The organism is Paenibacillus methanolicus, from assembly GCF_008124765.1.
Lineage (GTDB): Bacteria > Bacillota > Bacilli > Paenibacillales > Paenibacillaceae > Paenibacillus_Z > Paenibacillus_Z methanolicus.
The window spans coordinates 351,113-364,662 of sequence record NZ_VNHS01000011.1; the positions used below are offsets into that span (position 1 = coordinate 351,113).

Below are 13,550 nucleotides of genomic sequence, written 5' to 3' on the forward strand. Positions count from 1 at the left end.
GCCTATAGTTTTCTATGTTTCATCGCCTCAAGCATGGAACGGCTTCCCGAACGGGCCCTGTCCGGCCGCCGCCGCCCGCATTTAAGCGAAGTAAACGCCGATTTTATGCCCGCCGATTACCTCGATCGGAATGTCCATATCGTAAACGTCCTTTAATACCGCGGTCTCGATTATCTCGTCCGTCGGTCCTTCTTTGACGACGCGGCCGTCCTTGAGCGCGACGATATAGTCGGAATAGCAGGACGCGAAGTTGATGTCGTGAATAACGAGAATGACCGTTTTGCCCAGCTCGTCGACCAGCTTCCGGAGCACTTTCATGATTTGCACCGAATGCTTCATATCGAGATTGTTCAGCGGCTCGTCGAGCAGCACGTACTCCGTGTTCTGCGCCACGACCATCGCGATGAACGCCCGCTGTTTCTGGCCGCCGCTCAGCTGATCGAGGTATTTGTCCTGCATGTCCGCTAAGTCCATGTAGGCGATCGCCTCGTCAACGAATCGTTTGTCCTCCGCCGTCAGCCTGCCCTGGGAATACGGGAATCGGCCGAAATTGACGAGCTCGCGCACCGTGAGGCGGACATTGATATGGTTGGATTGCTTAAGGATCGAAATTTTCTTCGCCAGATCGGCGCTTTTCGCCGCGGTCGCGTCCACGCCGTCGATCGTTACCTCGCCGCTGTCCTTCGGGATAAGCCGGCTGATGATCGAGAGCAGCGTGCTTTTGCCCGCGCCGTTGGGACCGATGAAGGAGGTAATAACCCCTCGCTTGATGGTCACCGAGACGTTGTCGATGACATTTTTGTTACCGTATCGCTTGGATACGCCTTGAACTACGACCACGACCGATTCTCCTTCAATACGAGATAGATGAAATACAGTCCGCCGGCGAAATTGACGATGACCGCGAGCGTCGTCGAGAACGTAAAGACGCGTTCGACGATCAACTGCCCGCCGAGGAGCGTGACGACGCTGATCAGAATCGAGCCGGGGATGAGCACGCTGTGCTTGTACGTCCGCATGAGCGGGTACGCAATGTTCACGACGAGCAGTCCGAGGAACGTAATCGGCCCGACGAGCGCCGTCGAGATCGCCACCAGGATCGTCACGACGAACAGCAGCCGCTTGACGACGCCGTCGTAATGGATGCCCAGGTTGACCGCGTGGTCTTTGCCCAGCGCGAGGACGTCGAGATATTTGGCGAACTTAAGAAAGTAAAGGATCGCTGCCCCCGCCATCATGAAAGAGATGAGCAGCAGGTCCGAATTCACGTTGTTGAAGCTGGCGAACATTTTGTTCTGCAGCACGAGGAACTCGTTCGGGTCGATCAGCATCTGCATGAACGACGCGATATTCATGAAGAACGTGCCGAAGATGATGCCAACCAGCAGCAGGAAGTAAATCCCCCGCTCCTCGCGCCGGAATAGCAACTTATACAGCAATCCCGCGAATACCACCATCAGGCCGACCGTGAGCAGAAAATGAACATTCTTGTTCATCATCGTGAGCACCATCGAACCGAACACGTAGACGATGAACGTCTGCAGCAGCATATAGAGCGAATCCAGGCCGATAATGCTCGGCGTCAGAATCCGGTTGTTCGTGATCGTCTGGAAAATGATCGTCGAGAAGGCGATCGCCCCGCCCGTCAGGATGATGGCGAGCACTTTCTTCGCGCGTCTGGGCAGAATGTACTCCCAGTTGCCGCCGGACTGAATCGTCATGAAGACGAGAATCAGCACCAGCGCGGCCGTAAGCAGCAGCCCGATTTTGAATTTATAACCCATATGTCTTTCTCCTCATGAGCAAATACAGGAAGACGCCGCTGCCGATAACGCCGACCGTCAGGCCGATCGAGACCTCGTACGGGTACAGCACGATGCGCCCCAGAATATCGCAGAACAGCAGGAACACCGCGCCGAGCAGGGCGGTATGCGGCAAATTTTTCTTCAAGTGATCGCCCTGGTAGATCGTGACGATATTCGGGATGATTAGGCCCAGGAACGGAATCGTGCCGACCGTAAGAATGACCACCGCGCACACCAGCGACACGAGGACAAGTCCGATGTTCACGACCCGGCTATAATGAAGGCCAAGGTTGACCGCGAATTCCTCGCCCATGCCCGCTACCGTGAACTTGTTGGCGAACAAGTAGGCTAGAATGACGAGCGGGATGCTCAAATACAGCAACTCGTAGCGGCCTTTGAGAATCATCGAGAAGTCGCCGTGCAGCCAGGAACCCAACGTTTGCAACAAATCGTGCTTGTACGCGAAGAACGTCGTCACGGAGCTGATGACCCCGCCGAACATCATGCCGACGAGCGGGATGAAAATCGTATCTTTCAGTTTCACGCGGTCCAGAATCTTCATAAAGACGAAGGTGCCGGCAAGCGCGAAAAGGAACGCGAACGATATTTTCTGAAGCGGCGTCGCGGCGGGCAGAATCAAAATCGCCATCAGGAGGCCGAGACTCGCCGAGTCCATCGTGCCCGCAGTCGAAGGCGAGACGAATTTGTTGCGGCTCAGCTGCTGCATGATGAGACCGATGACGCTCATGCTGACGCCCGCGATGATCAAGCTGACCAGCCGCGGAATTCGGCTGACGAACAACACCTGTTCCTGCGCGTCGGTCAGATGGAACAGGTCCAGCGGCGAGAGATCGTTCACGCCGATAAAGACCGAACAGATTGACAGCACGATCAGTGCCGCCCATAAGTAACGAGTTCTCATGACATTTCCTTCGGATGTTTTTTGTATTGATAATAATTATCACTATCATTTAGTCTAGCGATTTTTCCGTTTGCTGGAATGGACTTTTCTTCAGCGGGCATGGATATTTCGATACCCGTAGAGACGGCGATGGCGGAAATGAAATGCCGCCGCTTGACATAAGCACGTATGTTCGCTATTATGAAACCAATATAAAACCACTGCGAACGGAAGCACCGGAGCGCAAGGGCCATAGGCCTTTGCATTCCGGTGCTTTTTTGCGTTCGCGGCTATTCAAGGAGGCTAATTAGATGAATCGCAATGCGCCCTACGCTCCATCCTTTCACTTGTCGCTTCTGTTCGCTTCGATCCTGCTGTTGCTCACCTTTGCCGCTCCGCTTGCCGTCTCCGCCCTCTCGCTGACCGAGAGCGTGAAGACCGCCTTGGACAAGACCGCCGCGGAAGCCGATACGGCCACCCGCGGCAAGCTGCAGACCGGCTGGAACGAACTCGTCTCGCTCGAGCGCCAGCAGGAGCAGCAGGACGAACGCATCGACGCTCTCCACTACCGGAATACGGATGCTCTGGCAGCCGTGCGCAAGTCGATCCGCGAGATCGGCCAATCGCGCATCGCGAAGCTCGAGCAGGAGACGGCCGCCAAGAAGAAGCAGTACGAGCCGCTTTTCGCCAGCTACAGCGCGGTCGGCCAGCAGCTGGCGCTCGCCCGGCAGCTTGGCAGCAAGACCGCATCCTCGCTGCTGAAGGCGCAGCAGGATGCGATGAAGCCGGCCGTTCAGCTGGCCAGACTCGACATCAAGGCCAAGCAGGAGGCGCTTACCGCCGCCAAGGCGCAAGCGTCGAAGCAGATGAAGCAAGCGCGCGAAGTACTGGAAGAGATCGATCCGCTCAATACGCGCATCCAAGCGTACAAGAGCGCGATGCGCACGCCCAAGAAACATCTGTCGACGGCATGGAGCAACTTCTCCGCGGCCGCCCGCAAGAAGAACGCCGCGGGCACGCTGGCGGGGCTGACCGCGACGCTGCAGCTGTCCCGCCAAATTCTCGAGCAGAAGGCGCAAGTCGCCGCGTGCGAGGAGCGTATTTACGCCGTAATTCTGCGCACGAAAGCGCAAATTCCGGCTGCCTGACCTGGAGTTGGCACGTTCCCCGTCCGGTCGCTGCGGCGGCTGCTAACCGCAAGTATCATGGGCTTGAACCGTCCATTCGGAGGCAACCATCGCTTGCTTACTCTTTTCATTTCGCTTCGGCGGCAGTAGAATAGATGAACTGTCTGTTTATTCGCACCTTAGGAGAGAGTAATTCAAGTGAAACCAACCGCACCGCCCATTCCGACGATCGTGCCGCTGCTAGTCGGCATGCTCGCCATCTCGTTCGCGCCGATCTTAGTCCGTTTCTCCGATGCGCCCGTATCTATCCAAGGCATGTACCGGATGCTGTTTACGTTTCTGCTCATGCTGCCATTCGCCGTCAAGTCGATGCCGGCCGTCAGACGGCTGACGCTGAAGGACTGGTGGCTGCTCTTCTGGGCCGGGTTCTTCCTCGCCCTCCACTTCATCCTATGGATGGCTTCGCTCTCGTACACCTCCATCGCCAGCTCGACGATTCTGCTGTCGCTGGAGCCGGTGTTCGTCATGGTCGGCACGTTCTTGATCTTTAAAGACCGGGCAAGCCGGCTGGCCATCATCGGGATGGTCATCGCGCTGGCCGGCGCGATCATCGTCGGCTCTGGCGACATGAGCGTCTCGCGCGAAGCCGTATTCGGCGACCTGCTATCGTTCCTTGGCACCGTGGCCGTCGCGGTCAACATGCTCATCGCCAAGCAGATTCTGACCCGCGTGCCCGCTTTTCTATACAGCCTGATCGTGTTCTTCTTCACGTTCCTCTGCTTCTTGGCCTACAATCTGGCGATGGGTATCGAGCTGACCGGTTATCCGCGCAAGGAATGGATCGTCTTTCTGCTGCTTGCCGTCATCCCGACCGTGTTCGGACATCTCGTCTTCAACTGGCTCATGCAGTACGTCAAAGCGACGACGATCTCCATGTCGGTGCTGGCCGAACCCATCGGGGCCAGCCTGCTCGGCATGCTGATCTTCGGCGAGATGGTGACGGGGATGCAGCTGTTCGGAGGCGCGTTCATTATTTACGGTCTATTCTTGTACTTGAGGGCGGAGCGTGCGGATACGGGATCCGCAGCGAAGATGGAGCTGGCGGCCGCGCCCGATCTTGCCCCGTCGGGACCGCCCCCTTTGTCCAAGGAAGGCTAGGCGGCCATCCGTATGGAGCCCGGGCGACAGCAGCCTCATGAAGCACGAAAGGCAGGTCCGCAATGCGGACCTGCCTTTCGTGCTTCTATATGGATATATCTGCGTCTACTCCAAATACATCTTATTCCTCTATCCGTCTGCTAACGGCGGAATTTTGTCATCGATCGGTTCAAGCAGAATCCGCTCGACCGCGCTCGGGTCCATCGGGCGGTAGAAGTAGTAGCCCTGAATGAGCTCGCACCCGCTCGCGCGTAGAAACCTCGCCTGCTCGAGCGTCTCCACGCCTTCGGCCAGCACCTCCAGCCGGAACGACTTCGCCATCAGGATAACGGCTTGGATCATCGCCCGGTCTCGTTCATCCGTCCCGATCCCGCGGACGAAGAACTGATCCAGCTTAATCTTCGTGACGGGGAACCGCTTCAGGTAGCTCAGCGACGAGTAGTGCGTGCCGAAGTCGTCGATCGAGATGGCGACGCCGAGCCGGCGCAGTTCGCCCAGCGTCTCCAGCTGCTCGTCCTTCATCGCCATATTCTCGGTAATCTCCAGTTCCAGATCCGCGGGAAGAAGCCCGGTAGCCGCGAGCGCCTCCCGCACCTTGGCGACGATGTCCTTCTCTCGCAGCTGCTTCACCGATAGATTCACCGATACTTGAAGCGGAATGCCATACGTCCGCTGCAGGCGATTCGCGTATTCGCACGCCTGGCGCAATACCCACTCGCCGATCGCCGATATGAGATTCAGCTCCTCGGCAAGCGGGATGAATTGGGATGGCGAGATGTAACCGCGGCTCGTATGATTCCACCGCAGGAGGGCCTCGATGCCGAACACCCTTCCCTCGGCGCAGTCCACCTGCGGCTGATAGTGCACCTCCAGCTCGCCCCGTTGCATCGCTTCGCGCAGATGATTGCCCATCTCCAGCTTCAGCAGCGACTCGGTCTCCATGAACGGCTCGAAAAACCGGTAGTGGCCGCCGCCTTCGCGCTTCACCTGATACATCGCGATATCCGCCTTCATCAGCAGCGTCCCCTGATCGTCCCCATCCTCCGGATAGCGGGCGATCCCGATGCTCGGCGACATGTAGATGGACTGCCCCAGAATGAAGAACGGCTCCTCGAACGCGCTTAATACCGCCTCCGCGGCCGCTTTTATCGCGTCCTTGCTTATCTCCTCCGCCAAGCCCGCCAGCAGCACCGCGAATTCATCGCCTCCGAACCGGGCCAGCATTCGCGCGTTCAGTCCTTTTGCCCGAATGCGCCTCACCACCTCGATCAACATGTCGTCGCCTTTTTGGTGACCGTAATTGTCGTTGATGGACTTGAAGCGGTCCAAGTCGAAGAACAATACCGCCGCCGCGTCATCGTCGCCGTCGGCCAACGTTCGCCCAAGCTCTTCCAAGAAGGCCGCTCGGTTGGATACATCGGTCAGCATATCGTGGTAAGCCATATGGCTAAGCTTGCGTTCGGATTCGCGCAGAGCGTCAGCGTACTGATCGAGCAGGACATATTGTTCGCGGAGCTCCCGCTCGCCGTGCGCCAAATTCTCGTTGATGGCGGCGAGCTCGTCGTTGGACTCGCGCAGCTCGCGCGTCCGCCGCTCCACCATCTTGCGGAGCGTGTCTCGCTGTCTCCAAATGCCTACGTACAGCAGCATGATGAGGATGAGCGCGAATAGTCCCATGCCCCGGACGATATCGGCATGCCGCCTAGCCTCTCGCAAACTTGTCTCCGCCGGGACGGCACCCATCTCCCAGCGGCTGTCCATGAAGATGACGTCGCGCGCGAAATGCTTGCCCGCGAACAACGCGTCGTCGCCATAGAAGGCCGGTTCGCCGGTCTGCCGTATGGCCACGGTCGCTTCGCCTTCGCCGATTTGGGATTGCGCCAATAATCGTTCCAAATCCTGCGACACCGATATAAAACCCCAGAATTGGCTCCCTCTGTACACCGCCTTGCGGGCGATTAGCGCGGTATTTCCCTGAAGCAGTTCGATCGGACCGTAAATATGCATCTTTTTGTCCGATAAATCATGGCGGATTTGCCTTTTTATTTCCGGTCTCGGATCGTGCAGGAAGTTCCAGCCGACGATCGCCTCGTTCCCTTGCCGGGGATACACATAGGAAGCGATTCCGTCCGGCGCGATGATGAAATTGAACGCGGTGCTCCCCGACGAATCGTAGAGCGTCCGCAGAAAGGTCGGCGTCAGCGACTCGATCGCCACCTTCGGATAGGTGTCGTCGAACGAACGTACGTAGGCGTCCAGACTCGCCATTAAATCGAAATTACGGTCGGCGACGGCTTGCAGCGTCATGGACGCGGAGGCCAGCTCTGCCTGCGTGTCGCTATCGACGGCTTCAAGCAGCGAGTCCTCGTATTGGCGAACGACCGATTCGCCAAGCAGAAGCAGCGTAAGGAACACCGCTGCCAGCAAGGCCAGATGGCGGTACATGTTCACGTCCTCATCTCCTATAGTTAACCAACTTGCCTGTATATCTATTGTCGAACGCGGCGGCGTTTTTTTGAATAGCGGGGAGGAAAGTTATTCCGCGGCGAAGAGGGATGCGCCTCCGCCAGATTGCTGGGCAACGGCCCGGATCTGCGGCAAAACTCGCGAACGGTTGGGCATCCGCATATATATGATGGGAACCGACTTCATAAAAGGAGCAGAACGCATGGCAAATCCGGTATGGGGCGTCGATTCCGCCGCGCCCGTCAACCAGCAGCTGCTGGACTGCGTCAAAAGAGAGTTCGGCGCTCCGAAAGTGTGGGGCCGCTATATTAAAACCGTGCCCGGCGCGGCCGACGGCTTAACCGCGCAAGAAGTATCGTTTATTAGAAGAAACGGAATCAAAATCTTGCCGATCTACAGCGATTTCCGGCAAGCGACCGGCTATCGGGAAGGCCAGACGGCCGCCCGCAACGCCATCTATCATGCCGGACGGTTAGGCATTCCGCGCAATGTGGCCGTATTCGCGAACGTCGAGCGTTTCTTCGAGGTGGACGCGGCCTGGATTCGCGGATGGGTCAACACGTTCTACACCAGCGATTACAAGCCGGGGATTTATCACGATCCGATCGAAGGCGGATTCAGCACGGCTTACTGCGCGGCGCAAGCCGAAGACGAGAAGGTGCGCGCGCACACGATTCTATGGAGTGCCGAGCCCGAGCCCGGCGTCTCCAAGGCGTCCGAAGCGCCTGCATTCAAGCCGCAATCTCCGCCTTGCGAGGCGCACGTATGGGCTTGGCAATACGGACGCGACGCCGACACGTGCCCGATCGACACGAACCTGTTCTCGCCGCTGCTGCTTTCCCACCTGTGGACGTAACCCCTTCAACGCATTAATGCGTCATCTTTACTCACATCATGACGTAAATGAATACACCCATTTATTTCTATATTTATGTTGTTCTATGACGCTCATAAGAGCGTCATTTTCTCTTTTAATCCCTTATATGTATCATCATTTTACATAATGTCGCATTTTGTAGGTGCTATTGTGACTATTTTCTTAATTTTCGCTGAAAGTTTACTATACCAATTCCCCTCTATCTGAATTATGATAGATTTGTAAACATAGATAACATGAAGGGAAGGTTCTTGCATGCAACAACCTATCAAGAAGCGCCTTAGCTCGATGTTGGCGACCTCGCTGACATTCAGCCTGCTTGCGCTGCCGTTCGGCGGCACGTTCGCAGAGGCGGCAGACGCCGGCTCCACGCTGAAACTGCGGATCATGGAGACGACGGACATCCACACCAATATCATGAACTATGACTATTACAAGGATGCCGCTGCCGACACGGTCGGTCTGGCGAGAACGTCCACGGTGATCAAAGCCGCTCGGGCCGAAGTGAAGAACTCGTTCCTGGTCGATAACGGCGACTTGATCCAAGGCACGCCGCTTGGGACTTACAAGGCGACGGTCGCTCCCCTGAAGGCTGGCGAGACGCACACCGTCTACAAAGCCATGAACCAAATGGGCTACGACGTCGCGACGTTCGGCAACCATGAGTTCAACTACGGTCTGGACTACCTGGGCAACGCGATCAAAGGCGCTAACTTCCCTTATGTCAATGCAAACGTATACATTGACGATAAAGACAGCAATCCCGACAATGACGTCAACAAATTCGAACCTTATAAAATCATCGAGAAGAAATTCGTCGATGAATCCGGCAAAGAGCAAGTCGTGAAGATCGGCGTGCTCGGCCTTGTCACGCCGCAAATCACGACATGGGACAAGACTTGGCTGGAAGGCAAAGTCATCGCCAAAGACATCGTCGCCACGGCGGAGAAATTCGTGCCGAAGCTACGCGAAGCGGGCGCGGACATCATCATCGCGATGACGCACTCCGGCTTCAACGCCAGCGCAACGGCGAACTCGATGGCCGAAGACGCGATCCTGCCGCTGAGCAAGGTGGCGGGCATCGACGCCATCACGTTCTCCCACACGCACAAGGTGTTCCCTGCGGCAGACGTAAAGGCGCTTGACGCGCTGTTCAAGGACGCTTCCGGCAACGCGCTTCCGGGCGTGGACAATGCCAAAGGCACGATCAACGGCGTTCCGGCCGTGCAAGCCGGCTACGGCGGCAACAACCTCGGCCTGATCGACCTGACGCTCGAGAAGACGGACGGCAAATGGAAAGTCGCGACTTCCCAGTCGTCCACGCGCGCGATCTACGATTCGGTCGCGAAGAAGCCGAAGGTCGAGCTGGACCAAGCGATCGTGGACGCGGTCAAATCCGATCACGAAGCGACGATCAAATACGCGAACAGCCCGATCGGCACGACGACGGCGCCGATTCACAGCTACTTCGCGCTCGTGCAGGACGACCCTTCGATCCAGATCGTGACGAACGCCCAGAAGGCGTACGTGGCCGCTTACGTGGCGAAGAACCTCCCGCAATACAAAGATACGCCGATCCTCTCCGTAGGCGCTCCGTTCAAGGCGGGCCGCAACGGCGTCGAGGAATTCACGGAAATCAAAGCCGGTCCGCTGGCGATCAAGAGCGCGGGCGACCTGTACCTGTACGACAACACGCTGAAGGCGATTCTCGTCAAAGGCTCCGTCGTGAAAGAATGGCTCGAGATGACCGCGGGCAAATTCAATCAGATCGACCCGGCGAAGACGGAAGAGCAACCGCTGCTTAACCCGCAGTTCCAAGTGTACAACTTCGACGTCATCGACGGCGTGACGTATCAAGTCGACGTGACGAAGCCGGCGAAGTACAAAATCGACGGTACGATCAGCGACGCGTCCGCGAGCCGGATCGTCAACCTGAAGTACAAAGGTAAAGCGCTCGATCCCAACCAGGACTTCATCGTGGTAACGAACAACTACCGCGCGGGCGGCGGCGGCAACTTCCCGGGCGTCAAGGGAAGCCAATACATCATCGACTCGCCGGACGAGAACCGTCAAATCCTGATGGACTACATCACGGCGCAGAAGGAAATCAACCCGACGGCCGACAACAACTGGTCGATCGCCCCGATCTCCGGCAACGTCAACGTAACGTTCACGTCTTCGCCGAAAGGCGCGGATTACGCGAAAGCGACGACGAACATTACGTACACGGGCAAGACCGACGAGAAGGGCTTCGGCATCTATTCGATCAACCTGAACAAATCGTTCGCGGACGTGCCGGCTTCCCACTGGGCATCGGCTTCCATCAACAAGCTGGCGGGCAAAGGCATCGTAACGGGCAAAACGGAAACGACATTCGATCCGGGCGCATCCGTGACGCGCGCCGAATTCGCCACCCTGCTGGCCAAAGCGCTCGATCTGAAAGCAACGGGCAAATCCTCGTTCAAAGACGTCGCGGACGGCAAATGGTTCACGCCTTACGTCACGGCGGCGGCCGAGAACGGCCTTGTAAGCGGCGTAAGCAAGACGGAATTCGCGCCGGATCAAACGATCACGCGCGAGCAAATGGCGGTTATGGCCGCGAACGCGCTCGAGCTGCAAGCGAAGTCGGAGCTGAAAGCGGACAAAGCGGCTTCCATCTCCGACAGCAAGGCGTTCAGCGCTTGGGCGAAATCGGCGATCGACCTCGTCGTCGACCGCGGCGTCATGAACGGCAGCGCAGGCGCATTCAAGCCGCAAGCTTCGACGACGCGCGCCGAAGCGGCGAAAGTCATCGACACGCTGACGACGGACATCTCCGTACAGCTGCTCGGCATCAACGACTTCCACGGCCAGCTGGACTACAAGAAGGACGTGAAGGACGCAGCCGGCAAAGTAACGGCGACGCTCGGCGGCGCGGATTACTTGGCGACGTATCTCAAGCAGCGCGAAGCAACCAACCCGAACACGCTGCTCGTGCACGCGGGCGACGCGGTAGGCGCTTCCGCTCCGGTATCGGCGCTGCTGCGCGACGAGCCGACGATCGACTTCCTGAACCGTCTCGGTTTCGACGCGGGCACGCTCGGCAACCATGAGTTCGACCGCGGCGCGGCTGAAGCGCTCCGTCTGATCAACGGCGGCAAGAACCCGGACACGGGCGCTGATTTCGCGGGCGCGAACTTCCCTTACGTCGCCGCGAACGTCATCGGCGCGGACGGCAAACCGCTTCTCGATCCGTACGTGGTGAAAGAAGTCGGCGGCGTGAAAATCGGCTTCATCGGCGTCGTAACGAACATTACGCCAACGATCGTAAAAGCCGAGAGCATCAAAGGCATTACGTTCGTCGAGCAAGCGCCTGTCGTGAACAAAGCGGTAGCCGAGCTGAAGGCGCAAGGCATCAAATCGATCGTCATCCTGGCGCACGACCCGTATGAAGGCAAAGCGGACGCGCCTACGGGCGAAGTCGTCGATCTCGCCAAAGCGGTAGATGACGAAGTCGACGTCATCTTCGCCGGCCACAACCATGGCGGCCTCAACCAAGTCATCGACGGCAAAATCGTCGTCGAAGCCTTCTCCTACGGCACGGCATTCGCGGACATCGACCTGTCGATCGACCGCGCGACGAAGAACATCAACGTCGCGAAGTCCAAAGCCGAGATCGTCGACGTGAAGCAGCAAGGCGTAACGCCGGATGCCGAGATTTCCGCGATGATCAAATCGTACCAAGAGAAGAATGCGCCGGTTATGAATGCACCGGTCGGCAAGTCTGCAGCCGCAATCACGCGCGAAGCGACGGCTGCCGGCGAATCCGCGCTCGGCAACCTGATCGCGGACGGCATGCGCGAGACGATGAAGACGGACTTCGCGTTCATGAACTCCGGCGGTATCCGCAACGACCTGCCGCAAGGCAGCGTCACGTACGGCAACATGTTCAGCATCCAGCCATTCGGCAACGTGCTGATCAAGATGACGCTCACCGGCGCCCAAATGAAAGAGCTGATGAACCAGCAATGGGCAGGCACGTCCGCGAAGATCGGCCAAGTGTCCGGCTTCACGTACAGCTATGACCTGAGCAAGCCGGTCGGCTCCCGCATCGTCGACATCAAGAAAGCCGACGGCACGGCGCTGAAGGACGACGCGACGTACACGATCGTTGTCAACGACTTCATGGCGACGGGCGGCGACGGCTACACGGTGCTGACGAAAGGCACGAACCGCGAAGCAGGTCCGGTGGACCTGGACGCGACGATCGCGTACCTCAAATCCAAATTCGGCACGGCTGACATTACGGCTAAGACCGAAGGCCGCATTACCAAAATCGGCTAATACAGCCGCATCATTACGCTAAACGCACGAAATCCCCGCAGGCAAGCTGGATGACTCCAGTCGCCTGCGGGGATTTTTTAGCGAATGTTTAAATGCATTTAAGCTGCGTTTAATAGAAGACGGTTATGCTTTATACATGGCCGCAGCGTAACTGAAACGGTTCGACCTCCTCGCCGTATAACCAAGCACTGCGCCTCCCTATAGATGTTCCCTGCGTTGAACACTCGAACACGAACCATAACCGACAAGTTCTACATAAATCGAGAAGAAGGTGCTTGTACCGATGAAATCCACAAGAATGATTATGGCCGCCTCTCTAGCAGCCGCCATCACGCTCAGCAGCGGCTTGCTGTCCGACCGCGGTTACGCCGCCGTCTTGACGCCAACGCCGTTCAAGACGAAGCAATCCGGCCAGCCGAGCGCGCTGCTGCAGACGCAGCAAGCCGAGCAGCGTTTCCTGCAGGCGCTCGGCGCATCCTCGAGTGATGACGTGCGCGAAGCGCTCTATAACGGAAGCTCGCTGGCTGCGATCGCGTCCCGCGGCGGCTCGAACGCCCAGCAGGTCGTCGATCTGCAGCTAAGCGAATTAGCGGAACAGCTCCGCCAGCGCTACGCTTCCGGCAACATTTCGCTTGCCCAGTACGAAGCGCATCTCGCCGAACTGCCGGAGATCGTAGCGGACAGCGTGTTCGCCAACTATGCCTAAACACGAACACGCCCTCCACAGAATCATGCAGACAATGACGAGCGGCAAAAAGCGGCTATTCCATCCGCCCGGTCGGGCCACGATTCGGAATAGCCGCTTTTTTTCATGCTCATTTACCTGCGTTCTTCGTTCACCATAAATTAAAGCCCTCAAGACCGCATCATCGCGGCGCTGAAGGCTTTGTTCC

At 57.7% G+C, this 13,550-nt stretch carries 9 protein-coding genes; 5 read left to right on the top strand and 4 right to left on the bottom strand.

The window, feature by feature from the left end; translation table 11 throughout:
* Window positions 1-81: 81 nt before the first annotated feature.
* From BCM02_RS27580 to BCM02_RS27590, 3 genes are read right to left on the bottom strand one after another with little or no spacing between them, the layout of a single operon-like run.
* A complete protein-coding gene (locus tag BCM02_RS27580) occupies window positions 82-840 on the bottom strand; it encodes an iron ABC transporter ATP-binding protein (protein WP_148932346.1) in 759 nt (252 codons plus the stop codon).
* The gene (locus tag BCM02_RS27585) at window positions 831-1,784 is read right to left on the bottom strand and encodes an iron chelate uptake ABC transporter family permease subunit (RefSeq protein ID WP_148932347.1); all 954 of its coding nucleotides are present in this window, start codon (window positions 1,782-1,784) and stop codon (window positions 831-833) included. The genes BCM02_RS27580 and BCM02_RS27585 overlap by 10 nt, the downstream gene beginning before the upstream one ends.
* Window positions 1,774-2,727: an ABC transporter permease gene (locus BCM02_RS27590; RefSeq protein WP_148932348.1), complete on the bottom strand. Its 954-nt coding sequence runs from the start codon at window positions 2,725-2,727 to the stop codon at window positions 1,774-1,776. The genes BCM02_RS27585 and BCM02_RS27590 overlap by 11 nt, the downstream gene beginning before the upstream one ends.
* Before the next feature lie 290 nt (window positions 2,728-3,017).
* Between BCM02_RS27590 and BCM02_RS27595 the strand changes: the two genes are divergently transcribed.
* Together BCM02_RS27595 and BCM02_RS27600 are read left to right on the top strand one after the other, a co-directional pair.
* Entirely contained in the window at window positions 3,018-3,854 is an 837-nt protein-coding gene (locus BCM02_RS27595; protein ID WP_148932349.1) for a hypothetical protein, read from the top strand.
* 177 nt (window positions 3,855-4,031) lie between these two features.
* Window positions 4,032-4,991 carry a DMT family transporter gene (locus tag BCM02_RS27600; protein ID WP_246183584.1) on the top strand — a complete coding sequence of 320 codons (960 nt, stop codon included), beginning with the start codon at window positions 4,032-4,034 and terminating at the stop codon, window positions 4,989-4,991.
* Window positions 4,992-5,120: 129 nt separating this feature from the next.
* Here the strand turns inward: BCM02_RS27600 and BCM02_RS27605 are convergent, their stop codons facing one another.
* Window positions 5,121-7,436: a putative bifunctional diguanylate cyclase/phosphodiesterase gene (locus BCM02_RS27605; protein ID WP_246183591.1), complete on the bottom strand. Its 2,316-nt coding sequence runs from the start codon at window positions 7,434-7,436 to the stop codon at window positions 5,121-5,123.
* Between the two features lie 223 nt (window positions 7,437-7,659).
* Between BCM02_RS27605 and BCM02_RS27610 the strand changes: the two genes are divergently transcribed.
* The 3 genes from BCM02_RS27610 to BCM02_RS27630 all read left to right on the top strand — a co-directional run bounded on the left by BCM02_RS27610 (window position 7,660) and on the right by BCM02_RS27630 (window position 13,363).
* Entirely contained in the window at window positions 7,660-8,313 is a 654-nt protein-coding gene (locus tag BCM02_RS27610) for a glycoside hydrolase domain-containing protein (RefSeq protein WP_148932351.1), read from the top strand.
* Between the two features lie 276 nt (window positions 8,314-8,589).
* Window positions 8,590-12,657 (top strand): bifunctional 2',3'-cyclic-nucleotide 2'-phosphodiesterase/3'-nucleotidase, encoded by a 4,068-nt coding sequence (locus tag BCM02_RS36175; RefSeq protein ID WP_246183585.1) that lies wholly within the window; start codon window positions 8,590-8,592, stop codon window positions 12,655-12,657.
* Between the two features lie 283 nt (window positions 12,658-12,940).
* Window positions 12,941-13,363 carry a hypothetical protein gene (locus tag BCM02_RS27630; protein WP_148932352.1) on the top strand — a complete coding sequence of 141 codons (423 nt, stop codon included), beginning with the start codon at window positions 12,941-12,943 and terminating at the stop codon, window positions 13,361-13,363.
* The last annotated feature ends 187 nt before the right edge of the window (window positions 13,364-13,550 follow it).